Origin of the sequence: Achromobacter sp. JUb104 (assembly GCF_024806975.1) — a bacterium.
In the GTDB taxonomy this organism is placed as follows: domain Bacteria; phylum Pseudomonadota; class Gammaproteobacteria; order Burkholderiales; family Burkholderiaceae_B; genus Achromobacter; species Achromobacter spanius.
In genome coordinates this window covers 301,217-327,427 of the sequence record NZ_JANUEY010000001.1, presented here as the reverse complement: position 1 = coordinate 327,427, position 26,211 = coordinate 301,217, and the positions used below count along the sequence as shown (strand labels likewise).

At 64.4% G+C, this 26,211-nt stretch carries 32 protein-coding genes; 7 read left to right on the top strand and 25 right to left on the bottom strand.

The window, feature by feature from the left end; all coding sequences use genetic code 11:
* Positions 1-32: 32 nt before the first annotated feature.
* Positions 33-680, bottom strand: a complete 648-nt coding sequence (locus M2361_RS01525; RefSeq protein ID WP_100856742.1) for a site-2 protease family protein — start codon at positions 678-680, stop codon at positions 33-35.
* 72 nt (positions 681-752) lie between these two features.
* Complete coding sequence (locus M2361_RS01520) at positions 753-1,379, bottom strand: L-threonylcarbamoyladenylate synthase (protein ID WP_100856743.1); 627 nt, start codon at positions 1,377-1,379, stop codon at positions 753-755.
* Between the two features lie 86 nt (positions 1,380-1,465).
* Between M2361_RS01520 and M2361_RS01515 the strand changes: the two genes are divergently transcribed.
* The 3 genes from M2361_RS01515 (at position 1,466) to M2361_RS01505 (ending at position 3,799) form a co-directional block, all read left to right on the top strand.
* A complete protein-coding gene (locus M2361_RS01515) occupies positions 1,466-2,317 on the top strand; it encodes a neutral zinc metallopeptidase (RefSeq protein ID WP_259245900.1) in 852 nt (283 codons plus the stop codon).
* 184 nt (positions 2,318-2,501) lie between these two features.
* Positions 2,502-3,038: a hypothetical protein gene (locus tag M2361_RS01510; protein WP_259245899.1), complete on the top strand. Its 537-nt coding sequence runs from the start codon at positions 2,502-2,504 to the stop codon at positions 3,036-3,038.
* Complete coding sequence (locus tag M2361_RS01505; RefSeq protein ID WP_100856746.1) at positions 3,035-3,799, top strand: DUF1828 domain-containing protein; 765 nt, start codon at positions 3,035-3,037, stop codon at positions 3,797-3,799. Before M2361_RS01510 ends, M2361_RS01505 begins: the two co-directional genes overlap by 4 nt.
* Here the strand turns inward: M2361_RS01505 and M2361_RS01500 are convergent.
* From M2361_RS01500 to M2361_RS01490, 3 genes are all read right to left on the bottom strand, one after another.
* On the bottom strand, positions 3,796-4,068 hold the full coding sequence (locus M2361_RS01500) for a hypothetical protein (protein WP_100856747.1): 273 nt from the start codon (positions 4,066-4,068) through the stop codon (positions 3,796-3,798). The genes M2361_RS01505 and M2361_RS01500 overlap by 4 nt on opposite strands.
* 221 nt (positions 4,069-4,289) lie before the next feature.
* Complete coding sequence (locus M2361_RS01495; protein ID WP_259245898.1) at positions 4,290-4,955, bottom strand: N-acetyltransferase; 666 nt, start codon at positions 4,953-4,955, stop codon at positions 4,290-4,292.
* A gap of 181 nt (positions 4,956-5,136) precedes the next feature.
* Positions 5,137-5,874 carry a helix-turn-helix transcriptional regulator gene (locus M2361_RS01490; protein ID WP_259245897.1) on the bottom strand — a complete coding sequence of 246 codons (738 nt, stop codon included), beginning with the start codon at positions 5,872-5,874 and terminating at the stop codon, positions 5,137-5,139.
* Positions 5,875-5,960: 86 nt separating this feature from the next.
* Between M2361_RS01490 and M2361_RS01485 the strand changes: the two genes are divergently transcribed.
* Complete coding sequence (locus tag M2361_RS01485) at positions 5,961-7,256, top strand: MFS transporter (protein ID WP_259245896.1); 1,296 nt, start codon at positions 5,961-5,963, stop codon at positions 7,254-7,256.
* Between the two features lie 124 nt (positions 7,257-7,380).
* On the opposite strand, the gene M2361_RS01480 is transcribed toward M2361_RS01485, so the two are convergent.
* Positions 7,381-7,575, bottom strand: coding sequence for a hypothetical protein (locus M2361_RS01480; protein ID WP_259245895.1), 195 nt, complete (start codon positions 7,573-7,575; stop codon positions 7,381-7,383).
* Between the two features lie 120 nt (positions 7,576-7,695).
* On the bottom strand, positions 7,696-7,956 hold the full coding sequence (locus M2361_RS01475; protein ID WP_259245894.1) for a hypothetical protein: 261 nt from the start codon (positions 7,954-7,956) through the stop codon (positions 7,696-7,698).
* Positions 7,957-8,047: 91 nt separating this feature from the next.
* On the opposite strand from M2361_RS01475, the gene M2361_RS01470 reads away from it, so the two are divergent.
* The 3 genes from M2361_RS01470 to M2361_RS01460 all read left to right on the top strand — a co-directional run bounded on the left by M2361_RS01470 (position 8,048) and on the right by M2361_RS01460 (position 11,138).
* The gene (locus M2361_RS01470) at positions 8,048-8,215 is read left to right on the top strand and encodes a hypothetical protein (protein WP_167401052.1); all 168 of its coding nucleotides are present in this window, start codon (positions 8,048-8,050) and stop codon (positions 8,213-8,215) included.
* 166 nt (positions 8,216-8,381) lie between these two features.
* Positions 8,382-9,371, top strand: a complete 990-nt coding sequence (locus tag M2361_RS01465) for a DUF4105 domain-containing protein (RefSeq protein WP_259245893.1) — start codon at positions 8,382-8,384, stop codon at positions 9,369-9,371.
* Positions 9,372-9,389: 18 nt separating this feature from the next.
* On the top strand, positions 9,390-11,138 hold the full coding sequence (locus tag M2361_RS01460; RefSeq protein ID WP_259245892.1) for a hypothetical protein: 1,749 nt from the start codon (positions 9,390-9,392) through the stop codon (positions 11,136-11,138).
* Positions 11,139-11,194: 56 nt separating this feature from the next.
* Here the strand turns inward: M2361_RS01460 and M2361_RS01455 are convergent, their stop codons facing one another.
* The 18 genes from M2361_RS01455 to M2361_RS01370 form a co-directional block, all read right to left on the bottom strand.
* Positions 11,195-11,665, bottom strand: coding sequence for a carboxymuconolactone decarboxylase family protein (locus tag M2361_RS01455; RefSeq protein WP_259245891.1), 471 nt, complete (start codon positions 11,663-11,665; stop codon positions 11,195-11,197).
* A 223-nt stretch (positions 11,666-11,888) separates the two neighbouring features.
* A complete protein-coding gene (locus M2361_RS01450; protein WP_259245890.1) occupies positions 11,889-12,155 on the bottom strand; it encodes a hypothetical protein in 267 nt (88 codons plus the stop codon).
* Positions 12,139-12,633, bottom strand: a complete 495-nt coding sequence (locus M2361_RS01445) for a hypothetical protein (protein ID WP_259245889.1) — start codon at positions 12,631-12,633, stop codon at positions 12,139-12,141. Before M2361_RS01445 ends, M2361_RS01450 begins: the two co-directional genes overlap by 17 nt.
* Positions 12,623-13,087, bottom strand: a complete 465-nt coding sequence (locus M2361_RS01440) for a hypothetical protein (protein ID WP_259245888.1) — start codon at positions 13,085-13,087, stop codon at positions 12,623-12,625. Before M2361_RS01440 ends, M2361_RS01445 begins: the two co-directional genes overlap by 11 nt.
* A 96-nt stretch (positions 13,088-13,183) precedes the next feature.
* Positions 13,184-13,846 (bottom strand): tail fiber assembly protein, encoded by a 663-nt coding sequence (locus M2361_RS01435; RefSeq protein ID WP_259245887.1) that lies wholly within the window; start codon positions 13,844-13,846, stop codon positions 13,184-13,186.
* Positions 13,831-16,251, bottom strand: a complete 2,421-nt coding sequence (locus tag M2361_RS01430) for a phage tail protein (protein ID WP_259245886.1) — start codon at positions 16,249-16,251, stop codon at positions 13,831-13,833. The genes M2361_RS01435 and M2361_RS01430 overlap by 16 nt, the downstream gene beginning before the upstream one ends.
* Entirely contained in the window at positions 16,251-16,916 is a 666-nt protein-coding gene (locus tag M2361_RS01425) for a DUF2612 domain-containing protein (RefSeq protein WP_259245885.1), read from the bottom strand. Before M2361_RS01425 ends, M2361_RS01430 begins: the two co-directional genes overlap by 1 nt.
* Entirely contained in the window at positions 16,916-18,367 is a 1,452-nt protein-coding gene (locus M2361_RS01420) for a hypothetical protein (RefSeq protein WP_259245884.1), read from the bottom strand. The genes M2361_RS01425 and M2361_RS01420 overlap by 1 nt, the downstream gene beginning before the upstream one ends.
* 33 nt (positions 18,368-18,400) lie before the next feature.
* Entirely contained in the window at positions 18,401-18,805 is a 405-nt protein-coding gene (locus M2361_RS01415) for a hypothetical protein (RefSeq protein ID WP_259245883.1), read from the bottom strand.
* Positions 18,805-19,500: a Gp138 family membrane-puncturing spike protein gene (locus M2361_RS01410; protein WP_259245882.1), complete on the bottom strand. Its 696-nt coding sequence runs from the start codon at positions 19,498-19,500 to the stop codon at positions 18,805-18,807. The genes M2361_RS01415 and M2361_RS01410 overlap by 1 nt, the downstream gene beginning before the upstream one ends.
* Positions 19,497-20,474 carry a baseplate hub protein gene (locus tag M2361_RS01405; RefSeq protein ID WP_259245881.1) on the bottom strand — a complete coding sequence of 326 codons (978 nt, stop codon included), beginning with the start codon at positions 20,472-20,474 and terminating at the stop codon, positions 19,497-19,499. Before M2361_RS01405 ends, M2361_RS01410 begins: the two co-directional genes overlap by 4 nt.
* The gene (locus M2361_RS01400) at positions 20,461-20,793 is read right to left on the bottom strand and encodes a phage baseplate plug protein (RefSeq protein ID WP_259245880.1); all 333 of its coding nucleotides are present in this window, start codon (positions 20,791-20,793) and stop codon (positions 20,461-20,463) included. Before M2361_RS01400 ends, M2361_RS01405 begins: the two co-directional genes overlap by 14 nt.
* Complete coding sequence (locus M2361_RS01395) at positions 20,790-21,377, bottom strand: phage baseplate protein (RefSeq protein WP_259245879.1); 588 nt, start codon at positions 21,375-21,377, stop codon at positions 20,790-20,792. The genes M2361_RS01400 and M2361_RS01395 overlap by 4 nt, the downstream gene beginning before the upstream one ends.
* Before the next feature lie 8 nt (positions 21,378-21,385).
* Positions 21,386-23,758 (bottom strand): tape measure protein, encoded by a 2,373-nt coding sequence (locus M2361_RS01390; RefSeq protein WP_259245878.1) that lies wholly within the window; start codon positions 23,756-23,758, stop codon positions 21,386-21,388.
* Between the two features lie 2 nt (positions 23,759-23,760).
* Positions 23,761-23,910, bottom strand: coding sequence for a hypothetical protein (locus M2361_RS01385; protein WP_164741192.1), 150 nt, complete (start codon positions 23,908-23,910; stop codon positions 23,761-23,763).
* Positions 23,907-24,392 (bottom strand): phage tail assembly chaperone, encoded by a 486-nt coding sequence (locus M2361_RS01380; RefSeq protein WP_259245877.1) that lies wholly within the window; start codon positions 24,390-24,392, stop codon positions 23,907-23,909. Before M2361_RS01380 ends, M2361_RS01385 begins: the two co-directional genes overlap by 4 nt.
* Positions 24,392-24,820, bottom strand: a complete 429-nt coding sequence (locus tag M2361_RS01375; RefSeq protein ID WP_105557420.1) for a phage structural protein — start codon at positions 24,818-24,820, stop codon at positions 24,392-24,394. Before M2361_RS01375 ends, M2361_RS01380 begins: the two co-directional genes overlap by 1 nt.
* 13 nt (positions 24,821-24,833) lie before the next feature.
* Positions 24,834-26,192: a DUF3383 domain-containing protein gene (locus M2361_RS01370; protein WP_259245875.1), complete on the bottom strand. Its 1,359-nt coding sequence runs from the start codon at positions 26,190-26,192 to the stop codon at positions 24,834-24,836.
* Positions 26,193-26,211 lie beyond the last annotated feature (19 nt).

Sequence of the window (26,211 nt, the reverse complement as noted above, 5' to 3'; positions counted from 1 at the left end):
ACCGCTGAGTTTAACGGATATTGGATGAAATCCTACAGAAACCACTGAACGATAGTCGTTCCAAGTTCATACACCGGGCGCATCAAAAGCCAGAGCACATCGGTGACCAGCAACACGATGACAATCACCAGCCCATACGGCTCGATTTTTGAGTATTGCCAGGCCAGGCGGTTCGGCAGCAGGCTGAACAGGATGCGTCCCCCGTCCAGCGGCAGGATCGGCAGCAGGTTAAGCGCCATCAACACCAGGTTGATGTTCACGCCCGCCACGCCCATCTGGAACCAGAAGGATTCCTGCATGCCGGATTCCAGCATCAGGCGCAGAGAAAACGCCCACATGATCGCCATGACCAGATTCGCGGCCGGCCCCGCCAGCGCCACCCACAGCATGTCGCGCTTGGGCCGGCGCAAGCGCCCGAAGTCCACGGGCACGGGCTTGGCCCAGCCAAACAGCATGCCGGGGCTGCCCAACAATTTAGACGCCAGCAAGATGGCCACCGGCACAAGCAGCGTGCCGATCGGGTCGATATGTCGCGCCGGGTTCAGGCTGATGCGGCCCGCTTCATACGCCGTGGGATCGCCGAACATGCGCGCCACGTAGCCGTGAGCGGCTTCATGCAGCGTGATGGCGAAAATGACCGGGATCGCGTAGACGGCAATGGTTTGAATGAGGTCGTTCATGGCGAACCGGATTGTAGATGAGCCGCGTGCCGGCGGCAGCCGGCACGCAAGGGTAACGCAGGGAAAGGGAAGTCAGGCAAGACCAAGCGTGGCCGGGTCGCCGCGGCCCACGCGGACCACGACGGGATCGTCGCTGGTCAGGTCGATGACGGTGGTGGGTGACTGCGGGCAGGCGCCCGCGTCGATGATGGCGGCCAGATCGTGGTCGTAGCGTTCGCGGATGGCTTCGGCGTCGTTCAACGCGTCGATTTCGTCCTTGGGAATGAGCGTGGTGGAAAGCAGCGGCGCGCCAACCTGCTCCAGCAGGCCCAGCATTACGAGGTGATCGGGGACGCGAATGCCGATGGTCTTGCGCGACGGGTGCGATACGCGACGCGGCACTTCCTTGGTGGCTTCAAGAATGAAGGTCCACGGACCCGGCGTGGCAGCCTTCAACAAGCGGTATTGCTTGTTGTCGACCCGCGCGAAATGGCCGATTTCGGCCAAGTCACGGCACAGCAGCGTCAAGTGATGTCTTTCGTCCAGACCGCGTAGCCGGCGCAGGCCGTCCGCGGCGTCTTTGTCGTCCAGCCGCGCGACAACGGCGTAGCTGGAATCGGTGGGTACGGCCACAAGGCCCCCATCGTTCAGCCATTGGGCTGCCTGCTTGAGCAGGCGAGGTTGAGGATTCGCAGGATGAATAGATAAATGCAGAGCCATGGGATTATCCTAACACTCTTGAATGCCGCTCAACGACGAGCGGCGATGCAAAATGGCGGGGATGCCGACCCGCCCGGAGAAACAGTATGCGCCTCGATGACTCGCGCGAAAGCGACAACGTTGAAGACCGACGGTCTCGCGGCCCCCGTATCGGCGGCCGAGGCACCATCGGCATCGGTACGATAGTACTTGCCTTGGTAGCCATGTACTTCGGCGTGGACCCCAGCGTGGTCCTGCAGATGGCCGAAGGCCCGCCCGCAACGCAGCAAACGCCCGCGAGCCAGCCGCCCGCCAACGACCCGCAAGCGCGCTTCGTGGCCAAGGTGCTGGGCGAAACCGAAGACACCTGGGCCGCCATCTTTCAGAAAGACCTTAACCGCCAATACGTCGCGCCCAAGTTGGTGCTGTTCCGTGGCGCCACGCCCACCGCGTGTGGCACGGGCCAATCCGCGATGGGGCCGTTCTACTGCCCGGGCGACAGCAAGGTGTATATCGACCTGGCGTTCTTCGATGAATTGCAAAACCAGTTCAAGGCGCCGGGCGATTTCGCGCAAGCCTATGTGATCGCGCACGAAGTCGGACACCACGTGCAGCATCTGCTGGGCATTTCGGATCAGGTGGACCAACTGCGCCGCCGTAATCCGGCCCAGGCCAATGCGCTGTCGGTGCGGGTGGAGTTGCAGGCCGACTGCTTTGCCGGCTTGTGGGCGCAACGCGCCAACGCGGCTCGCAACATTCTGGAAGGCGGGGACATCGAAGAAGCGCTGGGCGCGGCCACCGCCATCGGCGACGACCGCCTGCAAAAGCAGGCGCAAGGCTATGCCGTGCCAGACTCATTCACCCATGGCTCGTCCGCCCAGCGCGTGCGCTGGTTCAAGCGCGGCCTGGAAAGCGGCAACATCAAGCAATGCGATACGTTCGCGGCCAGCACCTTGTAGTCGTCGGCTGACGGCCTGATCCGCACCGCCCCCTTTGCTGTATATCCATACAGCAAAGGGTTTGCGCTGACTCCATCTTGTAAGATTACGCCCCCTCGCCCTGTTTGCGCGCATGAGTCCGCTGCGCCATGCCGCGAGCGTGCCGCGCATCCAGCGCGCAGTTCAAAGACCCTAGATCCGTTTTATGGCCAACAAGTTCGAACCGTTAATTACTGTTGATGAGGTGCAAGAGATCCTTGCCGAACCCAAGGAAACCGTAAAACCGATCACCTGGTTGCCCAAGCCTGCCGCCAACAACCTCCAGTGGATGGAGTTCAGCAGCGCGTGCAAGGTCAAGGGCGAAGTGCGCGACGACGTGATCTTTCGCGTCACCTACCGTGGCGCGCGTACCGTGGTGCACGGGCAGGCCACGATCTTCCTGACCGAAGCGTTCTGTGCCAGCCTGTTCGTCGGGCCGCACCGCGTATTCGGCGTGGACACGGACGACTCTTTTCACACCAGCCTGGTGGGCGAAGGCCGGCCGCAGTTTCGCAAGCCGCTTGCGGACCGCAGCCACGAACATATCTGGGTGGACGAAGGCGAAGGCTATGCCGAGCCGATCGTGCCCGCCCTGCATAATATCGGCGCGCTGATGCAGTACTTCCTGCCGCGGGCAAACCTGACGCTAGTCGGCGGTTTTGCGCATCCCCTCAAAGGCCGCCAAATCGAACTGATCCTATGAGTAATTTTCTGGAAGCCTCCGGCTGGACCGTCCTGCCGGCCGGTGAACACGCCATTCGCGCCGTCGCCCCCATGACCTTGGGGCTGGACGGCCAGCACGCGGCCTTCTTCATCGCGCACCCGGACGACGCCACGTTCTATCTGACCGACGCCTGTGAGACCTCGATGCACGCCTCCAGCTACGGCATCGAGATAGGCCCCAAACGCATCGACATGCTGAACGAAACGCCCGGCGTCAGCCTGGCGCATTTCGACCGCGACGGCGCCATCGTGGCAAGCGGCCCAAACGAGCAGTTGCAGGAAGCCTTGTGGGACGCGGTGAAGCTGGCGATGGCGCTGTCGTTCCAATGCGCCAAGTGGATGCCCAAGTTCAGCCAACTGCGTTTTCGCGCCCAGGTGGGCCGCGCGCTGGCTGAAGGCGTGGGCGCAAACCGCATGGTCAAGGGCGCGCGCGCCAAGGGCAGCAGCGGCCACACGGCCGACTTCGCGTTCGCCGTGCGCGCGGCGGGCAGCACGGCGCTGACCTACATCGAACCGATTGCGCTGAAAGCCGGCAAGAAGATGGACTGGACGCAGGTCTATCAAACCCACGGCAAGATGTCGGACGTGAAGATGGCCGACGCGCGCAACTCGCGCATGGTCATCCTGGAAGACGGCGCCACGGCCGAGGAATTCAAAAAGGCCGTGACCATACTTGAGCAGTCCGCAACCGTGCAGACGCTGGCCAAGACGCGCGATTGGCGGGAAGTCTTTTCCGGCTAGGACGGCATGTTCGTCAGGCCGTCGACGATTTCGCGGCCATGCAAGATGGCCGCGTGCACGGCTTCGCGTGGACTATAGACAAATCCGCCGTCCGCAAAGCGCGGAACCGGATATTCGTCGCCGCCTTCCAGCACGGCGCCTGCCTGAACCACCATTACCGATGCGATGAATACGGGGCCGCTGGGCAACGCTGGAATTTCAGCGTCCGCGCCCCGGGACACCTTGGCTGTCAGCCGGTATCCCTTGTAGATCAAGTTGTTTTGATGCACTTCGGATGCCCTCGTTCTGCGAATCAGCATACCCCGACCGTTCATGACAGTTCGGATATGTTTTGTAACCTCGGTGGTTAATGGAAACACTGTTGCATTGCAACAATTGCGTCCCCGTTTCTATGTGGTCACCCCGCATGGCGGGGTGGTGAACGCAATGGCAAGCCTGGCGCGGCTTTTCGGCTGACGCCGCTTTTTGTCATGCAACCGCGCCTAACGATTCACAGGGATTTCCCTAGGTCCTGTTGCGAAAGCGCATCTTCGGACGAAATCATCCCTGTTGCCTGCATGTAATCAGGCATGTCCCAGCCGCGCCCCAGCATGATCATGCGAGTGTGCAGGTCTTCAAGCACCTGGGGCCTTACCTGCTTGCCCAGATAGCGCAATTGCTTGCGCCGCAAATCCACATAGCCCAGTTCGTAGTGGCGTGCCAGACCCATCCATAGCCGATGCGCGCCGGGCGATTGGCGCGCGCCGCTGATGATGCACAAGCCCGCATCCAGGCCCCAGCGGTAAACCGCCGTGGCCAGCCCCATGCCCTGATACGGCGCGGCGTACTTGGAATGCGGCGCACGCACGAAAGGGTCGGCCCGCTTGCCTACTTCAATCAAGCGATTGAAGACCGTGTAGCCCGCCACGCGGTCGCGCCGCACGTCCACCACATACACGTAGTACTCGCCGTCGGCCTCGCGATAACGCAGCACGATGCCGGGGATGTCCGTCTGCACCTGCGGCAACCCATGCAAGCGGTCCGAAGGCCGCTGCATCCGCTGGTGGATGGCGTCGAGTTCACGCTCGACTTCTTCTGGCGCGTGGTTGACGTCAATGCGAAGCTCCGTGACGAAACGGGTGGGAAAACGAAATGCGCGCAGCGCCAACGTAGGCAAGGCCCCCTCCTGACGAAAGTTGATAAGGCTATTGAGAAAAACAGTGGAAAGAAACAATGCTCAAGAAGACTTGAAGGTAAACAAGCCGACGAAAAAAAAGCCGCATTCGCGGCTGGAATGGCAATGTTCAATGCGCCGCCATCGGCCCGAGCCGACAACGCGCAAAACGAAGGCTTGCAGGCTATGCCGCGGCATGCGCGTCCCCATGCAGCCCATCGTGGGCGGCCTGCGCATCCGGTGCGCCGAAGAAAGCCGGAAACTGCCGCGCGCCTTTTCGCGTGACCGACAGCGCGCGCGAATCCAGACTTTTTTCGATCCAGCCTCGGTCCACCAAGGCGCTTAGCAAGGCCGCGCCCAGTGCGCCGCCCAGGTGCGAACGGCGCTCGCTCCAGTCCAGGCAGGCGCAGGCAAAGCGGCGCCGCCGCTGCCGCGCTTGGGTCACGTCCACCCCCACCTGCGCCAAAGAAGCCTCGCCCAGCGGGGTCAGCGTGTAGTCGCGGCCATCAGCCGCGAGCCAATGGCGCGCGATCATGGCGTCGTGAATTCGCACGGCCAGCGTGCCGGCCATATGGTCATAGCAGGTGCGGGCTTCGCGCAGCGCGGACGGCGTATTCGGTTTGAAGGGCACGCGCTCGGCGCCCGCCACCACCAGCAAGGCTTCCAGCGCATGCCCCACTTCGCCGTTGGCCAGGCGATAGTAGCGATGCTTGCCTTGCACGGCCATGTCGACCAGGCCTTGCTCACGCAGGCGCTGAAAATGGCTGCTGGCCGTGGATGCGCCGATATCGGCGGCGGCGGCCAGCTCGGTCGCGGTGCGCGCGCGCCCGTCCAGCAGCAGGCACAGCATGCGGGCGCGGGCCGGGTCGGCAATGGCGCCCGCCACGGCCGAGAGATTGATGTCGGCGAACTCGGATTCCATGATTCGCTATAGACCAAAGTGTTGTGTGCAAGGCGTAAGCATACTGCGGCTCATCTCAACAGAACATCCCGACAAATCCGAAAATCATGTCTACCTCGTCCGCCTTCTTCGGTTGGAAAGTCCTTGCCGCCACGTTCGTGTTGGCCATCTTCGGCTGGGGCGTGGGCTTTTACGGCCCGCCCGTGTTCCTGCACGCCGTGGTGCAACGCACCGGTTGGAGCGTGGCGTTGGTGTCCGGCGCCGTCACGCTGCACTTTCTTAGCGGCACCGTGGTGGTCGCCAACCTGCCCCGCCTGTACCGCCGCATCGGCGTGCCGCAAGTCACCTTCGGCGGCGCGGTGTTGCTGGGCTTGGGTGTGACCGGTTGGTCAATGGCCGTGGCGCCGTGGCAGTTGTATGGCGCCGCGATGTTGAGCGGCATGGGCTGGGTGGCATTGGGTGCCGCGGCGGTCAATGCGCTGATCGCCCCCTGGTTCGTGCGGCGGCGGCCGGCCGCGCTGGGCATGGCCTATAACGGCGCCAGCGTGGGCGGCATTGTGTTCTCGCCGCTGTGGGTGTTTTTGATCGCGCAGGCGGGCTTTGCCCAGGCAGCATGGTGGGTCGGCGCGGTGATGGTGGTGGTGGTTGCGCTGCTGGCGCGCAAGGTGTTCTCGGTCACGCCGCAGCAGTTGGGCCAATTGCCCGACGGCGACGACGCCGCCCTGCCGGTTGCGGCGTCGTCCGCCTCCCTGCCCCGCGTTCCCCGCCTGTGGCACGACCGCGCCTTTCTGACGCTGGCGGGCGGCATGGCGCTGGGCTTGTTCGCCCAGATCGGGCTGATCGCGCATCTGCTGTCGCTATTGGCGCCGTTGCTGGGCGCGCAAACGGCCGGCATCGCAATGGGTTTGGCCACGGCGGCGGCCATCGCCGGCCGCACCATCGTGGGCGCGTTGATGCCCGCCGGCGCGGATCGGCGCAAGGTCGCGTGCGTGGCCTACGCCGTGCAAATCTGCGGGTCGTTCACGTTAATGCTGGCGGCCGACCATCAATGGGCGGTGTGGCTGGGCGTCATCCTGTTCGGGTCGGGTATCGGCAACGCCACGTCCTTGCCGCCGTTGATCGCGCAAACGGAATTCGTGCGCGAAGACAGCCTGCGCGTGGTGCCGTTGATTGTTGCGCTATCGCAAGGCGCCTACGCCTTCGCGCCCGCGCTGTTCGGCCTGCTGCGCGCGGTGCTGGATGCAAGCGGGCAGGCGATGATCGGGTTTCTGGCGGCGGCGGCCCTGTTGCAGGGCGCCGCCATCGTCTGCTTTGCCGCCGGACGCGGCCATGCGGCAACGCGGGTTGCGCCGCCTGCCGCCATCAAGCCGGTGGACCCCGGCGCGCCACCCGCGCGGCCATGACCGCGACGCCGGCGCCACGCCCCCGCAGGCGTGATGTAGGCCTAACGCCTTCATGGCCCCATGCAAAGGGCTATCGTTTCCCTGTTTAATAGAGCCACTTCAGCAGATATCGCCGCGCCAGCGCTTATCGTCGGACACGCTCATAAGCTTGATTCATGCGTTCCCGCGCTTCGGTTTCGCGCGCGTAGGCGCGGTCGTAGTTTTCCAGGCACCCTGGCGTGGGGCTGGGCCACTTGATGGCGGCGATGGCCGCGGTAAGCTCGTCGCGGGCGCGTTGCCATTCCCTGACAGCGGCATACCATTCCTTGGCGGTGTCCATAGTGATCCCCCTACGTGCACGCTTTCGATCGTAGCGCCGCGTGCTGCGGCGGCTGCGTTGCTCCCCCTGAAAAAAATGGATGAGCTCCAGTTCCTGACAGGGTTTACCCGTCGGAGAGGGCTACCGAAAGGCTTGCCGACCGCGTCGCATCGCGGCGTTCGCAATCTGCGTAAAATTCGGCAGCTCCGACAGAGCACAACGCAGCCATGCGGCAAAGGGATGGGCCGGGATCGACACGCTGCGCGACACCCGGACCATGTCTTTAACGAACGGCGCACGGACTGCCAGCACATAGCGTTCCGGACGGCGATACGCCAGCTTGCCGCAAGCGGGGAACATTGCAGGCGACGCCCCGTCAAAACGCCCGAGTATTTTTTTCAAGAATCACGATGTGATGAATATTGACGTCAACCCTCACTTACCCACAGCCACGGCTAATGCTACTGTTCCGCCTGTGCAAGGAGTACATGCAATGGATCAGAAAACGAAGCCCTGGGCCTTTCCCAAGCCTCATCCGGAAAACACCCCACGCGGTGAGCGCAATAAACAGGAGTTCGACGCTCCTGCCGAAGTCAAAAAACCCGCGCCTAAACCGCGCGCCAAAAAAGAACCGCCGGCCACAAGCCGGGCGCGTTCATGATGCTGCCGGCCAGGGCATACGCCGCCTGTGCGGCGTTGTCCGTCCCATGCCGGCCCCACCGCCACCCGTTGCCCTGACGGAACCCGCGCCGACACCCCCACGGCGCAATTGACGGTTCAAATCAAGCCCGGCCATACTCTGGCGGCCTCGTCCGCTCAGGGATCCCATGACCGTTTCCATCCTGCTTGGCATCACCATCACGCTGGTCGCCGCCTGGGGCGCGCTGGCGTTATGGATACGCGCGCCCTTGGCCCCCACGGCAAGGGGTGTGCTGACGCTGGCCTGGTTGATGCTGGCGTTGGCGGCCTTGGCCGCATTGGCTTGGCCCGCATGGCGCGCCGCCGGCTACGGCTTCGCGCTGGCTATGCTGGCGCTAGGCGTCTGGTGGGCACGCATCAGCCCATCAAATGACCGGACATGGATCCCGGAAGTCTCACGCCAAACGCACGGCGAGATCGACGGCGATCAGGTCACGCTGCACAACGTGCGCAACTTCGACTGGCGCAGCCGCACCGACTTCACGCCCCATTGGGAAACCCACCGCTACGCGCTCAACGAGCTGCAATCCGTGGACGTGGCGCTGTCGTACTGGGGCCGCCCGGCCATTGCCCACGCCTTGGTGTCGTTTGGTTTCGGCGATGATCAATACGTGGTGTTCTCGGTGGAAATCCGCCGCAAGGAAGGCGACCGCTTTTCAGAAATAGGTGGCTTTTTCAAGCTGTACGAGCTGAGCCTGATTGCGTCGACCGAAGAAGACAGCCTGCGCGTACGCACCAACGTGCGCGGCGAAGACTGCTACCTGTACCGCATCCACATGCCGCCAGACAATGCGCGCTCGTTGTTCCTGGCGTATGTGGACAGCACCAACCGGCTGCGCGACACGCCCCGCTTCTATCACACGCTGACGGCCAACTGCACCACCATCGTGTTCCAGATGGCCCGGCGCATCGTGCCGGGTCTTCCGCTGGATTACCGCCAACTGGCATCCGGCTACCTGCCCGAGTATTTCTTCGACCTGCGCGTGCTGCAAGGCGCGGACAGCGCCGCGCAGTATCGCAAGCTGGGCCGCTACACCGACCGGGCACGCGCTCATGGGGATGCCGCCGGGTTTTCCAGGGCCATCCGGCAGGGCGTTCCGGGCATTGGCCCTTCGTAGCTTTTTTACAAGCGCACCATGACGACATTGACGGCCTCGGCCCCAACCCCGCAACCAACGCTACGCGGCAGCGGCAAAATCAGCGGCGTGTTCTTCAACGCGGCGGGCGACGTGGCGGCCGTGGCGTCGGCATTCCCGTTACTGGCGCATCCCCGTGCGCGGGCTGCCTATGGCGGCCGCGCCCTACGCTATCGCTTGGCGCTGTACCGGCGTGATTCGCTCATTCCCTTCGCCGCCTTTGACGACCTGCACTTTCCCGTCAACGATGTCGCCTTTCATCCAACCGGCACGATGGTGGCCATCGGCGCCGGCAGCTACGACGGCGGCTACCTGTTCGAAGGCGATCTTGTCGTCTGGAACTGGTGCGAGGCGCATGGCGTCCGGCCCTACAACCATGTGCCCGAAGTGGTGCGGTGCCGCTACAACGCAACGGGTGATGACATCGAGGCCTGGGTACGGCCCTGGGATGAAGAGTGGTGCCCGCCGAGCGACCGTGCGGACCGCGACGGAGCCGACATCGACGATGACCCGTTCGACACCTTGTTCAGCGTGCGCGCGCCCGCGCCCGGCCCCACGTCGCAACCGCTGGACGTGAACCTCGACGTTGCCCATCGCGTCCCTGCGGATGCGTGCGCACCGGCCTTGCACGTACCCCACGCAGACGAACTTGATGCACGCTTGCGCGCATGGTTCAACGTTGGCGACTGGGCACGCCAAGACACCATCCTGGACGTGGCCTGGTTGGATCGCGACCGCTACGCCGCCGTGCATGAGGGCTGCCAGCTTGAGGTCTACCACCGTGACGGCAAGCGCCTAGCCGGGTATTCCGGCGCGGGCCATGGCGTTGAGATCATCAAGTCAAAGGACGTATTGGTGCACGTCGTCGAGGCCAGCGCGCGTGGCGCCGCGTTCGGCCGGCAGGATGCCCGGTTGTATACGTTGACCGACAACGGCCTGCGCCTGACACGCGCCTACGACGGCGATTTCACGTTTTCGGCCACAAGCCAAGGCCAGATCCTGGGCCGCCAGAACCGCTTTCCCGTCGCCGACACGGGCGCGCGCGACGTGCTGCTGGACTTGGCCGCCGGCATCGAACACCGGCCAGACCTTGGTCATTACGATTGCTTCAACCACTACATTCGCATCCGCCACGCGCCCTGCCTGTTTCTGTTGCAAGGCACGCCGGCCAGTTCGCACGAACGCAAAACCCTGTGCGTCGTCCAGCCCGACGGCGCGGTGCGGCGGCTATGGCCCGTCTTGAAAGCCAGCCGCGACCCCGCCAGCCATGCGATGGAGCTGTGCGGCGCCTACGTCGACGATGCGCTGGGCGCGGCCGTCATCATCAGCGGCAAGCACTATTCGCCAGACGTGCGCGCCCCCTACAGCGGCTTTATCTACCGCAAGCCGCTGGACCGAGACCGCGAACGATGGCGGCGCCCCATTCCCGCGTCAGCCAGCGCCATCGTGCACCTTCCGAGCGTTGACCTGATCGCCGCCGCCTTTCTTGACGGCTCGCTACAACTGATCGACGCCCAAAGCGGCGCGCTGCGGCGGCACGCCCGCGTGCACCTCGACGGCCTGCCGACGGTGATCTTCGCCATGGATGCGAACGAGCAGTCGCTATTGGCCGGCACGGTGGATGGCCGGATCGCGGTGCTGGACATCGGTGCGCTGTGCGAAAGCCAGGACGTCAATGCCGACGCCGACATCCGCACCGATAGCGCCGCCACTCCGCAGGCCACCCAATCCGTCATCAATCTGGATTGAAAACAACTGCCTGATTCTTGCGCCGCCCGTGTCGCAGAGATGGTGTCTTGACTGACTCAGCGCGCCGCCTTCTCTGCCGCCTTGGTGGCGGCCGGCGTGGCCCTGAACGACACGCCCAGACGGTTGAAGGCGTTCATCAGGCCGATCGCGTAGGTCAGGTCCGCCAGTTCCTTGTCGTTGAACTCAGCGGCAGCCGCCGCATAGTCCTCGTCGGGCACGCCGGTATCCGCCACGCGCGTCACGCTTTCCGCCCAAGCAAACGCCGCGCGTTCCTGCTGCGTGAACACAGCACCCGCTTCGTGCCACACCGGCACCAGCACCAGCTTGTCCACGGTCACGCCCTGCTTGATCAGATCACGCGAATGCATGTCGATGCAGTAAGCGCAGCCATTGATCTGCGATACGCGCAGAAAGACAAGGTTGACCAAGGTCTTGGGCAGCCCGCAGTCATGCAGGTAGGCGTATACCGCGCCGAAGGCCTTGTAACCATCGGGCGAAGCTTGGGCATAGTCGAGGCGAGAGCTCATGGTGAATCCTGGATAGAAATATTTCAGAACCGCTATCGTGCACCTGCCCGGCCGAGCCGAATAGAGCCATAAATCGCAATATGGACTAGGTCATGACGGCGCACCGCCGCACAGCTTGCGCCAGACGGCATTGCCGTCCCGGATCTGCCGGCGAATAGAAGCCGGCGTGGAATCCACCTGCGCCGCTTCATCGAAATAGATCGGCCGCGCGTGCTCGCAATACTCAACGCCCACCCGGGCCGGCGCCACGCACCCAGTCACGCTTAAGCTCATCAGCAATGGCAGCGTCATCCATACGCGCCGTCTGATCCTGAACATTCCTTACCTCCTGCCGAGCCTCATCGGCCTGCCGGTTGATTTGCATGTCGCGCTGCTCGCGCTCGGCGCTGCGGCCCGTGCTGCGCCCCCGCAAGTAAGCCAGCAACAACACGGCGATCGCAGCCAAAGCGGCCATCGCCGTTCCCGTGAAACGCTCAAGCCAGGCGCGCATGTTCGGCCTCCATCGCGGACAAGGCTTGTGCATACAACGCAGGCCACGTATGCGGATGCGGCTTACCCGGACGCCAGGTACGCAGGTAAAGCGCCCAAGCACCATCGGCATCGCCCGCGGCGGGCAAACGCTGCGGGTCCGTCCACAGCAACAGGCGCGCAAACGCGGCGGCGAGGATATCGTCCGTTTCCAAGGCCGCATGGATGGTTGCGGAGACCGGAGCAACGTGACGAGCCGCGCAAATCCGCAGTGCGTCTTCGCGGCTGGCGGGATGCATCAACACCCCGCGCACACCGCCGTTACGCTCGAACTGCCAGAACCCACGCGCCGGCCCGCCGATCTGGCGGCGATGCTGAAAGCGGCTTTCCTGCAAGCCGATGGCAAGCAGCAGGACGCGGGCTTGGGGAGTATTCATGGCTGGCGGAAGCAGCGCGAGTGCAGGCAAGATCGCGGCATCGGTGATGGCATCAAGATCCATGGTTTTTTCCCCCTCCCCGCCGATGCACACCGACGCCGAACAGCTTGCGGCGCGCGTCCACCAGCCACTCCAACACGCCCTTTTTCCGCATGCTGGCCATCCAGCGCATATAGGCGCCCAGCACCCACCACGCGGGCAGGCCGGCCAACAACATGCTGGGACCCAGGACGTAGAACTTGGCGAGCAAAGCGTCATCCGTGCCCGCGCCATGCTGCGCCAGCCAGGTCATGGATTGCATCAACGCAGGCTTCCAGGTGATGACGGCAGCGGCAAGCGCAGGGCCGAAGAGAAAAGAACAGGCCACGGTGGATACCGTGCGGACGGTGAACTCGCGAATGCTATGCGGCGGCATGATCAAGAGGCCAAGCATCGCCGCGATCGCAGCCGGGATGCCATACGCCATCGCGACCTTCAGGGCGGCCAGGCCGCCCAGACTGGTAGAACCGGGTTCCATGTTGGGGTTGCTCCTGAAAAGTGTGTGCAGGATGAGGCCTCCTGTAGGGACGGAAAAAAGCCCGCTCGAAAGCGGGCTGGTTGTAGGTAACTCGTATTAAACGGGTGCGTCCGGCCAATCGGCCTCATGGTCGGTCGGGTTCACACGAGCCAGCGCTATGCGATAAAGCATCCAGCGCTCCAGCAGATCCAATTCTTCTGCCGTGGCCACGCCCAGATTCTGGGCGTCCTGCAACGGCAAGATCATCTGCCCTGCATGCGTGAGCTTTGCCATCTTTTCTTCAGAGCGCAGGCGCGTCAGCTCAGACGCTTTCAGCGCTTCGTCTGTAACCCATGCCGATCCATCCCACTTGCTCCACGTGTTGGGGCGGGGCTCCAGCGTCAGCCAGTCCGGGCAAGGTCCCAACCCGTCGAACAGTCGACCATCAACGTTCGTACCGACCGTATACGGCTCGCTGTCGGCCGTCTGGTACAACGTTCGCTGGCGCAGGTCTTCCATGCTGGCCCAGCCGCCATCTTCAGCGAGGTAGTAGATGCGACCGACCTCCATGGAATCCGGAGGGGCGCGATCAATGGCTCCGCCCGGAATCAGGTATTCGCCCGGTTCGCCAAGCGGCGATGCGTCCGCGAATGCGGGTCCAACCAGGAATCCTCGCGCATCGAGCTGAGAAACGATTTTCTGCATGGGGAAAGGACTAACGTCCGACGAGTGGTTTGAAGATTCTTTCTGCATATCGCCTCCGATCAAAATTTGATGCATGCCAGTAGTGCCATATTTCGCGGACGTGATTCGGCCCCGCCGTCGTACTGAATGGAGATATTGGTCGTGCTGCCAAATGTGCTGGGAATTATCGTGTTGTCAATCGAAAAATCACTGGCATGACCACCCTCACCACGATCGGCGTCGGCTATGTTGAGCGGTGTCTGATAGTTCAGTTGGTGGATATGCCCAGGGTCGTAGATGTTGTGGGCATGAGCCAAATTTTGACTGCTTTGAACCGTACCGAGTATGCGTCCCGGGTCGACACCTCGACCATCGTCGATACCTCGCACAAACTCACCTCTCAAGTCCGGCAGAACAAAGGTGGAACTGCCGTTTCCCGCGCCCCAATTCGTGCCGATAGCTGCGAACAGATCGGCATACGTCGTGCGCGATACAGCAGCGCCATTCGCGCGTAACCACCCTGCGGGAGGGGTAGAACGGGCGAAATAGGCGACCATGCCTGCCCAAGCATTGGCAGGGTTGCTATCGACCGTCACGACTTCCTTCCAGGCATACCAGACGCCGTTGTAGCAAGCCCTGGTGAAGATCGTGCCGGTGTTGTAGACCGTGTACTTTTGAGTCGTGATCTGGCTACCGCCCGATTCAACCAGCAGCACTCCGGCGAGAAGGACGGGGTAATTGCGCGCCGCTGTGGCGTTGACACTCGCCGGTTGCCCGTAAAACCCCGGAACCTTGACGGCATTCAAGTCCACCGTCCCCAAGGGGTTATCCGCCCCCAACCCAAATGCATTCCCCACCGTCAGAATCCGCCCAGCCGTCGCATCATTCGGCGCCGTCTGCGTATCGATTTCATGCGTGTGGCTGGTGGCCGTCACCGCGTTCGTCGTGGCGGCGGTCAGTTTCGATGGCGTACCTAACGTGAACGTACGATTCGCCCCCAACGTACCGCCGCCGCTCAAGCCGTTCCCCGCCACCAGCGACACGGCCGCGTTGGCCTTCAAATTCAGCGCGTCCTGCAAGCCACTCACCCGCTCAACATCCGCACGGCCGAACGCCAGGTTTCCACTTGCCAGCGTCTGCACCACCGTCTCGAACGCCGTGACCGGTTCTACCTTCCAGCCCACGCCCCATGCCGCGACCGTGGCGCCCGTGGTGTTGTACTTGGCCAGCACTTCGGACACCGTCACGGTCGGGTACGACCAGGGCTTGGTCGTGTCGCCGATCCAGATGCATGGGGCGCCCGCCGCGTCGGAGCCAAACCGGATCGGCAGGTCCGAGACGGCACTGCCTGCCAGCACTGTCGCGCCGCAGCGTCCCCATGCCTTTGTCGTTTGCAGATAGCCATGGATCAGCAGCGACACGGGTGGTACGCCGTCCAGATACTCGAACACATCCACGCGCAGGCGCAGCATCGTGTTCGCTCCCACGGCGGCGGGGGGCAGCGTGATCTTCATCGCGCCGGTAACCGTGCCGGTATGAGTGGAATAGCCGCCGCCATCGGGCAGCAAGACATGTGCCGTGCGGCCTGATGTGGTGTTTGCGCCGTATTGCGCGCCCAAGGTCGCCCCCGTGTTCAACAGCACCGGCCCACTGACATCCCCGCCCGCCTTCGGCAACGCTTGAATGTCTTCCAGCACCTGCGCCGGCGTGCGCGTCACCAGTGCGCCGGTTCCCGCACCCGTCACATAGGAACCCGCGGCAACGGTGGCCAGACCCGTACCGCCCCGCGCCACCGGCAAGGTGCCAGCAGACGCCTTCGACACATCCAGCGCTGTCACATTCAGCGCCACATTGCCCGACCCATCAAAGCTCACGCCGCCCGCCGTGGCCCCGCCCGTGACGGAGAACAATCGGGCCGTGGCCAGCTTTGTTGCGGTGGCCGCATTGCCCACGGCGACTTCGCCGGCGGCGGACACGCGGCCCTTAGCATCGACCGTGAAGGTTGGGACCGCGTTGGCGCTGCCGTAGCTGCCGGCGGACACGCCACTGGGGGCTAGCGTCAGCCCCAGCGACACGTTCGCGGTTCCATCAAACGACCCCGCGCCCGTCGCGTCACCGGTCGCGGCGATGGTCCGTGCGGTCGCCAGCTTGGTCGCGGCGCCGGCCGTCAGCGACGATGCCGTCCCTGACAAACGCGCCACCGGCACCGTACCGGCTTTCAGGTTGCCGGCGTTCAGGTTTTGCTGCGCGTAGCTCAGCGCATCAAAACTCGTGGCCGAAAGCGGGCGACCGGTGACCGCCGCCAGGCCGTCCAACTGTTTGTACAGCCAGGCCAGGCGTTCGTCGGTGGTCTGCTGCACCTTGTTGAATTGCTCCACCGAAGGCGGAACGGAGCCGATGAACGACCAGCCGGTCTTGTATTGCAGATCGGTAATGTCTTCGGTCAGGCCATTCTGTGCCCAGGTTGATTTGAAGAGATCGAAAAAAGTAGGGTCTGCCATCAGTAAATCCCTCGCGCCAGCACGCCGACGCCAAAGCCAAAGAAACCTTGCTCGCGAAAGCCGAAGGGCTTTTCGGTCGAGCCGGTGATGAGTTGCACGCCGACGCCGGCGGCTTGGGGTACCCACTTGTAGGGGTTGGCCATGAGTGGGTCGTTGGGGCCGGGAATGCGGCTGACCCAGATGCGGATCTTTGCGTTGCCGGCGTTCTGCACCACGACCCGCGTCACATCGAAGATCGGTTTGAGCGAACTGGCGATCTCGGGCGTGGTGCCGTGGCCGTTGTTCAACGCGATCTTCCAGTACAGCAACTTGCGGTACTCGGCATCGAGCAGCGTGGTGGACCCGGCCAGGGCGCGCTCGTTGGCGCGACGCAAGCGCGCGACGCCAAAGCTGCCCACGTTCGGCTGCCCGTCGAAACCGAAGAATCGGATGTAGATCGCTTCATCGATAACGCGGGGCAGGCCCACGATCTCGCCGATGCCGTCCAACTGCCTGCCCACCGCCGTATCCAGCCAACGGTCTTCGTAGAGCGCGCGCAACGCGCCTTGCAGCCCCTGGGCGGGTTTGAGCAGCGCCTTGACCAGCGCTTCCAGCCGCCGCTTGGTTTGGAACTGCCCCAGCCAATGGCCCCAGGCCACCTGTGCATGGTCTTGGTTCAGATCCATCACGTCACCTCGATGCGCGACAGATCAAACGCCGCCACCTGAAAGTCCTGGATCGTGACGTTCGCCGCGCGATAGTCGGCGGGCGTCGGCTTGAATGCAGGGTCGGTCGAATACGCCAGCGCCAGGTCCACGGACGCCAGCCCCGGCGTACGGAATATTGCGCCGTACAACCGTTGCAGGACGACGTCTTCGCCGATGCTGGATGCCTCGCCTACCTCGGCCAGGCTGTCGGCAATACGCTGAAAGCCGTCGGGCGGGAACGCTTGTTCGGACGGCGGCAACAAGGTGGTAGCGCAGCGCACCCACAGATAGACGCGCTCGGGCCGGTCGAAACGGATGACCTGATCCGCGCCGTCCGCGTCCTTGACCACCACCCGGCGCTGGCCATGCGTATCGATGCCGGCCGCCACCACACGAAAAATGGCGTCCGCCACTTCATCATCCAGACCGCCGTCGGCTACCACGTGCACGCTGTGCGGCGGCCGGCCCAGCGCATCCGGCGTGTCGGTGCTGTTCATGAAGACTTTGACGGTACGCACGCCAGCTACGCGGTCACGCACGTTGGGGGCAATGCTGGGTAGCGTGGCCGCGCCCAGCCGGAACAAGCCGGTCGGATAGCGGGCGCGCAACTCCGCGGCGGTTTCTGCCAGGCGGCCCGCCACGCCCTCTTGCAGGTTGTTGACGGCCTCCCACCCATCAACCTGCGTGATGATTCCATTCAAGTCCCCCACGGCGGCGCCTTCGGCCGACGAGCCGATCGTGGTCGCCAAGGCGGGCGACCCAAGGCGGATCAAGGACAAGCTGGCCGACCACGCAAACGCCGCCGACTGGCGGCCGTCGGAATGAATCCGCACGGCGGCGCCGTCGCTGGAGACCACCAGGCCGCTTGCGGCCAGCGCCGCCACCAATCCCGCCAACACCTGGGGCAGGTTCGCGGTGGCGCCGCTTGTGTAGGAATAGTCCACGCCATCAATCGATACCGTGTACGCGGTCTGCGGGGCAACGGCGGGCTGCAACGTCACATCCGCCGCCGCGCCGGGCAAGATCCGCGTGGCGCTGTCCACCGCCCACACATTCTGGCTGACGCGATGCCGCACTTGCGCCCCCGCCGGTACCGTCGTGCCCGGCGCGCCGTACAACACCACATAGGCTCGCGAAGGCTCGTCGCGGTAGCGCGATACGCCGGTAAACGACACGGAACGGTCCAGGGAAACGCCCGTGGCCGAGCCCGGGTACATCGCGTAATACACGCCTTCGGCCTGCTCCCACAACGTGGCTTCGCGTTCCGCGAAGGTGTCGATCAGCAGGCCGGTAATACTGTCCGGGCGGGTTTCCACCGCGCCATTGAAGCCGGCGGATTGCATGCGCGCGCGCAGGTCCGCCACGATTTCCTGGCGGATTTCGGGCAGGCGCGGGCGTACGAACCCGTCCGGTGTGACACCGTAGGCCATAGGTACCTCAACAAAAGTAAGGGGAAGGTGGGACTAGGACGTGCTGGATGACGTGGGCGAAGGCGCGCCCGAAGACGCGCCCAACAGCACCACGCGATCCAGCCGCCCGAAGGACGTATCGGCTTGATATGTGACCCGCAGCACGCGCAGCTGGCGTTCCATCTGCAACTGCATCGCCTGCACCTGGGTCACCCCCGGCACCGCTCGGATTCGGGCGCGGAAGATGGCTTCGATGCTGGCGCGGTCGGGCGACTTCACCAGCACGTCCTCAAAGTAGGGAACACCAAAAGTGGTGTCCAGAAACCACTCGCCCATGAAGGCGAGCAAGGTCGTTTTGATCTGCTGCGCGATACGGTCGGCGCCATCCACGAATGAGGCGCGGCCAAGCAGATCGAGGTCCAGATCGTGGTCAGCGGACAAGGCAAGGTCCAGGGTCATCAGATTGGCCCCTCGGTCGTGCCGCCCGCGTAGGCGTGGCGATGCGTGTCGCCGATGCTCTTGCCGTTATGGGTGACCGCGCCGCCTTCATAGGCCACGCCGCCGCGGATGCGCATCGACGCGCTGCCCTGGCCGCCCTCGCCCGACATGCCTTGCGTATAGGTCAGCGGCCCGTTAATCGTGACCGGGGTGTTGAAGGTGGCTTGTTCCGCTTGCACCGTCCAGGTTTTGACCTGAAAAGTCAGGTCTCCGGCCGGCGACAGTTTCAACGTACCCGGCCCGTACTGGATGCTGACATTCTGCGTATCGGCCGCCATCGTGCCCGGCCGCAGCAGCGGCGAGGCAAACGCATCCGACAAATCAAACTGGCGCGGGTCATCCGGTGGGCCGTTGTCGCCCGCCAGCCAGTTCTCCAGCGCACGAGCGGAGAACGACAGCTTGATCGCGTCGCCCGGCGCCAGCGGCACCGAGATCAGCGCCTGCGCGCCGTTCACATCGCCCACCGGCCAGCAGACCGGCACGCGCACCACTTGCGGCGGCGGCAATACGTCGCCATTGGCCAGCCGCTTGGCCAGCGCGGGGCGAGCCGTGACGAAGGTGCCGTCATAGGCGACGACTTCGCCCGGCAGCGTCGTGTAGACGTCCGCCAGCTCCGTCGCGATAAGACGGCGCATGAGGGTTACCGCGTTGTTCATGACTGCTCCTTTTTTGCGGAGGACGGGTGGGGATCAACCAGGGTCAATTCCGTTTGCCAATCCCCGCCTTCGCTATCGCCGGTATGGCGCACGGTTTCCACGCGTTGAAAGGCCGCTACCGAACGGCTTTCCAGCTTGACGAGATCACCCGGGCTGATGGTGGGCAGCAACAGCGACTTGACCTTCCAGCCGTCGCGCTGTTGCTGGCCGCTGGCGGGCGTGGCGGCTTTGGCGGCTTTGGCGGCTACGGCCGGCGCAGCGGCAGCCGCAGCGGCAGCCGCAGCGACACCCGCCTGCCCCGGCGCCTTTGCCTTCGCCTTCTCGCTGGCGGCGGCCCGCGTGCGTTCGGGTTGGCCCAACAAGCCGGTGTCGACCGCCAGCACAACGGCTTGTCGCCGCGTGGTGCCCAGCCGCTGCACAACCTGCAGCTGCTGGTTCTGGATCGACCATTCCAGCCCGGTGCCCTGCGTGACCTTGTGCAGCGCCGTGCGGGCCGCGCCGTAAAACGAAAATCCCTGTTCCCAGCGACGGTCGGGCGCATCGTCGGCCATGAGCAACGGCAGGCCCATCTGCCGCGCGATGTCGCGGATGATGTCGCTGGCGCGCGCGCCGGGTCCCAGGCCGATCGAGACCGCCGTGTCGCGCACTTCGATATAGCCGTCCTTGACCGTCAATTCCGTCACCACGTTCGGCTGGTCGTAGCGGGTATACGCATACACGATGCTGCCGGACGCCATCAGCAAAGGGCCGCCCTCTTCCGCATAGCCCGCATACAGCACGCAACGCAGGCCGGGTTCTTCCAACGTGCGGCGGGTTTGCGCGGCCAGGTTGTACACGGTGATCTTGGCGTCGTTGGGTTCTTCGGCGGTGGTCTTTGCGATGTCGAATGTGATGCGGATCGGGGGCACGATTTCCAGTCCCGGCCCGCCGTCCTTGCCGACAAGCAGCCGGTAAACGCGATCAAACCTGGCCATCGGCCACCTCGTCAGCGTTGATGTAGAGCAGCGCCACTTCGCCGGACGGCAGCGCCGCACGGCTGATGGTGTCGCGACGGTCGGGCGCCAGGGCCACGAGTTCGCCCGCCGGCACGGCCAGATGCCGGTAACCCGCAAACATGGGGGTATCCGGCACCACCGCAATGCCCGCCACGATCAGTTCGTTGTAGGCGTTCTCGACAGCCAGCACCCATTGCCGCGCCTCGCTGTTCCACGACAGGCGCAAGAAATAAGTCCTGCCGTCCAACTCCATTTCAGTCAGGCTGTCGTTGGCGTCCGGTACGAGTATCTGGATCATGTGCTCAGAATTCCTGACGAGTTGAAGATGCCGCGTTGCTTCTGGCTGGCGGGCACGCCGTTCTGCTTGCCGGCGTTAGCCTTGGTGGCCCCGGCCTTGCCCGTTGCACTGCCCGAGGTTTTTTCTGACGGGATATCCGCCTGCCGCAAGGTCACCTTGCGGATGCGCTTGAAGCTGGCGGATAGTTCGAAGCGGTCGCCGGCGCCATTGGTGCGCCCGATGGAGCAGCTTTCCATCACGAAGTCTGCGTAGACATCCAGCCCGGTTGTGATGGTGATGGGCAGGCGGTCCGCATGGATCTTGCGCAGTGCGTCCTTGGCGCCGATCAGCTTTGACCGGCCGGCGCCCAAGGCCGCGCCGCGCAGGCCGCCCAGCAAGCTGATGTCAGCCGCCGTCACCCAGCCATCCAGCGTCAGTTGCTCGGAATCCGCCACCACGTGGTCGGTGACCGGCGGGCCGTCTTCCACGGCAAACGACGTCACTCGGCTGGTGAGCGTGGTCTTTTCGTTGACCAGCGCGTCCAAGGGCAAGGTGCCGATGCTGCTGCCACCATTCCATCCGAAGATCATGGAAACAAAGTTCATTGCGACTCCTATGGGGGGCTCTCGACGCCGGGCGTCACGTCATACGTCTGCGACAGGCTCTGATAACTGCGTTCGTGGCCCTGACTCACGCCATCGGCCACCGCCTTGGTCACGACATGAGGATCACCAGCCGGCACGTTGACGACGATATTGTTGAGGCTTTGGAAGTTGGATGGCGCGCGCCCGGGCAGCGCCTTGGGGCCGAACACATTGACCGAAGGCACGAGCGGAAGCGAAACACCGCTTGCCACGGCCCACCATGCAGCTTGGTCGCCCGACGACGCGCCCGACTGCAAGCCTTGCTGCATGCCCTGTTTCCCCTCCGACTTCCAACCGTCCATTACCGAGGCCTGCGCGTCCGGTTTGGATTTCAACGCGTCCGGCACCAAGCTCAGGAACCAGTCCTTGGCCACCTTGAGCTTGTCCAGCACCCAGGTCTGGATGGCGCCGCCGATCTGTTTGATCGTGGCCATCATCCGTCCGCCCATGTTCGAGAAGAACGTCCACAAGCCGTTGAACGCGCCCGCCCAATGCGCGATGGCGCCGTCCCAGTCGCCCTTGAAGGCGGCCACGACACCGTTGACAAGCTCGGCCCAGAACTGCCAGATAGCCTGGATGTATTCAATGACCGGCCCCAGGAAGGAATCGAGGGCCATCGCCATCAGCGCATCCCAGGATGCCGAGATGTAGGCCTTGATCACATCCCAGTTTTCCCAGATCTGCCAGAGCGCGACCGCTAGCATCCCAATCAACGAAATGATCCGGCCGATCGGCGTCATGGCAAACGCGTTCCACAGCATGGGCACGACGACGCTTGCCAGGTTCAGCAAGAACCCGCCGATCGGGGACAGGATCTGCCACAGGCCATAGGCCAGCACGCCAATCGTCCCGAAGCGCTGCATCCACGGCCCCAACGCCTCGCCAGCGCCACCCAACAGGTCCTTCACGAAACCCAGCACGGCCGACACGGCATTGAGTTCGTCCTGCCATTGCTCCACGCCACCGATCCAGCCGCCCAGCACGGAATCGCCACCACCCAGCCAATTGGCGATGTCTTCCCCGATCAGATAAATCGTGGTCAACACCGCCGCCATGCGCAGCATCGGCGCGATCGATCGCGACCATACCGACAGCATCTGCATCGCACCCGCCGGCCCCCGGCGCAGCGCCATCGCGGCATCCAGCCCGAGTGCCGCGCGCGTGGCGGCGACCAGCGATTGAAATAGACCGACCGACAACACGCTGGCGCGCCGCAGCCAGTTACCCAGCGAGACCAGCCCGATGCTGGCGCCCGTCAGTGCCAGCAGTTTGACGACCGCGTCGATGTTGTCAGCCAGGAACAGGATCGACGCCGTCACCCCGTTCAGCACGCTGCGGCCTGCCGGCAAGGCCTGGCCCACGTAACGCTGCAAGGCGTCGTTGAACACCGTCATCGCTGCCGTGATGGACGCGGGCGCGGCCTCGGCTTCCGTGCGCATGGCGGGCAACTGCGACTGCAGCGCGGGCAATGCGCGGTCGGCCGAGACCTGGCCGCCTTGCACCTGCTGGCGCAACTGGCCTCGGTCCAGGTTCAGACCGGCGGCCAATGCTTCCTGCATGCGGCGAGGCAGCGCGTTGTACTCATCAAGGCCCAGGCTGCCCTGTTCCACCATCTTCAACAGCGCCGCCACGACGCCGCTCCGGTCCTCGGCCGGGGTCTGCGACAAGCGCATGCTCAAGGCCACCGCCTCGGTGATGCCAGCCGCGTCACGCGGCGAACGCCCGTGGTCTTGCAGCGTCTGCGCGGACCGGGCATAGGTGTCGACGTTGTCGGCATACGGCGTGCGGCTGGCGCGCGACACGCGGGCCAGGTCGCGGTCGGCCTCGGCCGCTTGCGCGCCCGACCCCGCCGCTTGCCGCAGGGGTTCCTGGATTTGCACCCAGGCATCGATGTCGCTCAGGATGCGCTTGAGCGGCGATGCACCTAGTGTCAGTTCCACAACGCCGCGCAAGCCGCCCAGCGCGGCCGCGTGCTGGCGCGGCGCCGGGATGCCGCCTTGCGGCCGGGCCACGGCGCTTCTCGCCTGCGGGTTTGTTGCCTGCGCACTTGTGGCTTGGCCGCTTGTTGCCAGCCCGCCTGTTGCCTGGCCGCTTGTGGCCTGCGTGCTTGTTGCCGGTCGGCTTATCGCCGGTCCGCTTGTCGCCAACACGCTTATCGCCTGCTGCGTACGCAGCACGCTGGGCAGCACGCCCGCAAGCGCCTGGCGCATCGCGGCGCTGGCCAGAACGGTAGCGCCAACCATGGATTGCAGCATGGCTTCAAACGCCTGCTGGTAAGCCTGCAAGCCGGTGGTGTCCACCTGGTGGCGCAGCAGCGTCACCACCTCTCGTACCACGATCATCGTTACCTCGCCTTGTTATCTGCCGCAGCCTGCGCGGCCTGCTGGGCATCCATCAGCGCATTGAGCTTCAGGATGTCCAGCAGATCGATGTCGCCGCGCTTGGCGGCGTCCAGGCTGACATGGCGGGCCAGGATGGGCCGCCAGATGATCAACTCTCTTTCGAAACCTGCGTCGAACCGCCCGACAGGTTCGCCAGCTTCGCGCGGGCCGGACCAAAGCGGCCGGCCCAACGCGCCAAAGGGCCGGCGAAGTTGTGCTCAAGAATGTGGAACAACAGCTCCAGGATTTCGGCGTAGTCGGCAAAGGCCAGGCCGCGATGGGCCGACGTCAGCTTCTGGGGCTCGCGGCCGGCCAGCTCGAAGCTGACCAGCTCCGGGTCGATCAGGCGCTCGGCCCAACCGCCCAGGGCGTCGCCGCCCAGCTTGGCCGACAGTTCCCGGAACGCGTTCAGCATCGCGCTTTCGTCGCGGCCTTCGCTGGCGCCTTCCACGCTGAACACCGAGCTCAGCATCGAGCCGGCGGCCGGCAGCACTTCCTTTTGCAGGTCGCCCAACAGCTTCAACTGGCGGAAGGGATCAAACCGAGAGATCCGGAAGATGGTGGTGCCGATGGTCACTTCCTTGACGGCGCTCATCAGGTATTGCCCCCGATCACGTTGATGGCCGGGCCGGTCTCGATCGTCCATTCGCGGCTGCCCACCTTGGCGCCGTAGCCGGCGTCGGGCATCTTGACGATCCAGGCGGAATCCGAGGCGTGCAGCGACGTGCCGCGCAGATCGGTCACCGACACCGGCACGGCGCCGTTGCCCTCGGTGGCGCGGTCGGCCTGGTGCAGCGCGGTCAGCGCGGCGTTGCTGGCGCTGGTCTGCATCAGCGTCAGCGTGATGCGCAAGCGCGAATCGCGCGACATCGAGCGCGCCACCTCGCCGTCGACCCCGACGACAGAGGCGATGCCTTCGCCGATTTCGGTGACGGTGACAAAGGTGTCTTCGGCAAGACCCGAGATGGGCAGCGCGCCCATCACGATCTTCACCTGGTTGGGTGCATAGGTTTTGACAGACATGGATAGGCCCCGATTACAGTTGTTGGTAGGTGAGGTTGCCCTTGATTTCGGCAACATGGATGGCGCCGGCAAGGCGGGCGCTGAAGCTCAGGTCTCGCAGGATGCGGTTGGCTTTGTCGTTCGTCGACACGCTGGCCGCGCGCGGCACGTTGATGACGAAGCCGGGAATCTTGCGGCCCGCGTCATCGATTTCATCGGGCGCGACCAGGCCCCGGCTCTGGCCCAGCAGCAGCGCCTGGCGGATGCCGTTGACCAGCACCTGGATGCCGGCGTCGGTGTACGGCACCTTGCCGTTGGCGTTGATCAGTTGCGACGCAACGTTGATCTTCACTTGCTCGGCCAACCAGTCACGGCCACGAATCACATCGATCCACTCGCCCGCCGCGACCTTGCCGTTCTGCGTCACGGCAAAGTTGCGCATCTGCTCGAAGGTGTTGGCGTTCTTGGCGTGCGCGGCCAGTGCCTGGCCTTCGGTCAGGCTGTCATAGCTGACGCCCGAGAGCCGCGTGTTGGCCCACGTCTCGCCACCCGGATAGAAGGTGAAACGGTTGGCGGCGACGGCGGCATCCAGGGCTTCGCTGGCGGCCTGGCCGTGGTACCAGACATGGGTGCGGAAGAACTGCTTCTGCTGGCACTGGGATGCGATGTCGTTGGACGCGGCGGCGTCGATGATGCCGGCCTGGGCGCTGGACACGCCGAACAGGCGCTCGTTCGATTCCACCCACTCGGCGGCGTCCAGCACATCGGCTTCGACACGGCTGGCCAAGGACACGCCGTACCAGTCGCCGTTCTCGCGCAGGCAGGCGTTCAACGCGGCCGACGGGGTTTCGGTGCTGACCGGCGCGGCCAGTTGCAGGTTGCCCTTCACGGCGATGGCCACGGCTTGGCCGGTCTCGGCAGCCGTTACCGTGACTTCGGCACCCGTGGCGGCTGCCGTCACCGGCGCATCGGTGTCGGCGATAGCGGCGGCCAATGCAGTGGCCAGGGTCTGGGGCGTGCTGTCGGCCAGGCCCGACGTCGCGACATCAACCTTCTGCACCACGCCTTGCGCGTCGCGCCACGACAGCGAAACCAGGTAATCCGACACGGCGGCGCGCGTGACGGTCACGCGGGAGACATCCACCTGACGGCGGCCCACGAAAATGCGCGCCACCGTCGGGATCTGCTTGAACGCATCGCGCACGGCGATGTAGAGCGGGTCGGTCGGCGCCATGCCCATGTCCAACAGCTCGCCCGGCTCGGTCAGCGCCAGAATGCGGTTGACGGCCAGCGCGTGCGCGCCAAGGATCAGCAGGTCAGAAAAGTTCTGCTCCTTGATCGCCGTGGTGTTCAGCGAGATCGCCACATTGACGATCCGGTCGATTTTTGCCATTTGCGGCTCCAAAAAAAAA

Excerpts from the sequence above, each read along its gene's own strand:
- M2361_RS01415 (WP_259245883.1), bottom strand. The coding sequence starts at position 18,805 with ATGACCCTGGACCTTGCCTTGTCCGCTGACCACGATCTGGACCTCGAT.
- M2361_RS01525 (WP_100856742.1), bottom strand. The coding sequence starts at position 680 with ATGAACGACCTCATTCAAACCATTGCCGTCTACGCGATCCCGGTCATT.
- M2361_RS01390 (WP_259245878.1), bottom strand. The coding sequence starts at position 23,758 with ATGATCGTGGTACGAGAGGTGGTGACGCTGCTGCGCCACCAGGTGGAC.
- M2361_RS01505 (WP_100856746.1), top strand. The coding sequence starts at position 3,035 with ATGAGTAATTTTCTGGAAGCCTCCGGCTGGACCGTCCTGCCGGCCGGT.
- M2361_RS01370 (WP_259245875.1), bottom strand. The coding sequence starts at position 26,192 with ATGGCAAAAATCGACCGGATCGTCAATGTGGCGATCTCGCTGAACACC.
- M2361_RS01405 (WP_259245881.1), bottom strand. The coding sequence starts at position 20,474 with ATGGCCAGGTTTGATCGCGTTTACCGGCTGCTTGTCGGCAAGGACGGC.
- M2361_RS01380 (WP_259245877.1), bottom strand. The coding sequence starts at position 24,392 with ATGAGCGCCGTCAAGGAAGTGACCATCGGCACCACCATCTTCCGGATC.
- M2361_RS01425 (WP_259245885.1), bottom strand. The coding sequence starts at position 16,916 with ATGGATCTGAACCAAGACCATGCACAGGTGGCCTGGGGCCATTGGCTG.
- M2361_RS01440 (WP_259245888.1), bottom strand. The coding sequence starts at position 13,087 with ATGGAACCCGGTTCTACCAGTCTGGGCGGCCTGGCCGCCCTGAAGGTC.
- M2361_RS01490 (WP_259245897.1), bottom strand. The coding sequence starts at position 5,874 with ATGGAATCCGAGTTCGCCGACATCAATCTCTCGGCCGTGGCGGGCGCC.
- M2361_RS01400 (WP_259245880.1), bottom strand. The coding sequence starts at position 20,793 with ATGATCCAGATACTCGTACCGGACGCCAACGACAGCCTGACTGAAATG.
- M2361_RS01455 (WP_259245891.1), bottom strand. The coding sequence starts at position 11,665 with ATGAGCTCTCGCCTCGACTATGCCCAAGCTTCGCCCGATGGTTACAAG.
- M2361_RS01430 (WP_259245886.1), bottom strand. The coding sequence starts at position 16,251 with ATGGCAGACCCTACTTTTTTCGATCTCTTCAAATCAACCTGGGCACAG.
- M2361_RS01395 (WP_259245879.1), bottom strand. The coding sequence starts at position 21,377 with ATGAACTTTGTTTCCATGATCTTCGGATGGAATGGTGGCAGCAGCATC.
- M2361_RS01445 (WP_259245889.1), bottom strand. The coding sequence starts at position 12,633 with ATGGATCTTGATGCCATCACCGATGCCGCGATCTTGCCTGCACTCGCG.
- M2361_RS01515 (WP_259245900.1), top strand. The coding sequence starts at position 1,466 with ATGCGCCTCGATGACTCGCGCGAAAGCGACAACGTTGAAGACCGACGG.
- M2361_RS01450 (WP_259245890.1), bottom strand. The coding sequence starts at position 12,155 with ATGCGCGCCTGGCTTGAGCGTTTCACGGGAACGGCGATGGCCGCTTTG.
- M2361_RS01375 (WP_105557420.1), bottom strand. The coding sequence starts at position 24,820 with ATGTCTGTCAAAACCTATGCACCCAACCAGGTGAAGATCGTGATGGGC.
- M2361_RS01510 (WP_259245899.1), top strand. The coding sequence starts at position 2,502 with ATGGCCAACAAGTTCGAACCGTTAATTACTGTTGATGAGGTGCAAGAG.
- M2361_RS01480 (WP_259245895.1), bottom strand. The coding sequence starts at position 7,575 with ATGGACACCGCCAAGGAATGGTATGCCGCTGTCAGGGAATGGCAACGC.
- M2361_RS01470 (WP_167401052.1), top strand. The coding sequence starts at position 8,048 with ATGGATCAGAAAACGAAGCCCTGGGCCTTTCCCAAGCCTCATCCGGAA.
- M2361_RS01410 (WP_259245882.1), bottom strand. The coding sequence starts at position 19,500 with ATGAACAACGCGGTAACCCTCATGCGCCGTCTTATCGCGACGGAGCTG.
- M2361_RS01420 (WP_259245884.1), bottom strand. The coding sequence starts at position 18,367 with ATGGCCTACGGTGTCACACCGGACGGGTTCGTACGCCCGCGCCTGCCC.
- M2361_RS01460 (WP_259245892.1), top strand. The coding sequence starts at position 9,390 with ATGACGACATTGACGGCCTCGGCCCCAACCCCGCAACCAACGCTACGC.
- M2361_RS01520 (WP_100856743.1), bottom strand. The coding sequence starts at position 1,379 with ATGGCTCTGCATTTATCTATTCATCCTGCGAATCCTCAACCTCGCCTG.
- M2361_RS01485 (WP_259245896.1), top strand. The coding sequence starts at position 5,961 with ATGTCTACCTCGTCCGCCTTCTTCGGTTGGAAAGTCCTTGCCGCCACG.
- M2361_RS01435 (WP_259245887.1), bottom strand. The coding sequence starts at position 13,846 with ATGCATCAAATTTTGATCGGAGGCGATATGCAGAAAGAATCTTCAAAC.
- M2361_RS01465 (WP_259245893.1), top strand. The coding sequence starts at position 8,382 with ATGACCGTTTCCATCCTGCTTGGCATCACCATCACGCTGGTCGCCGCC.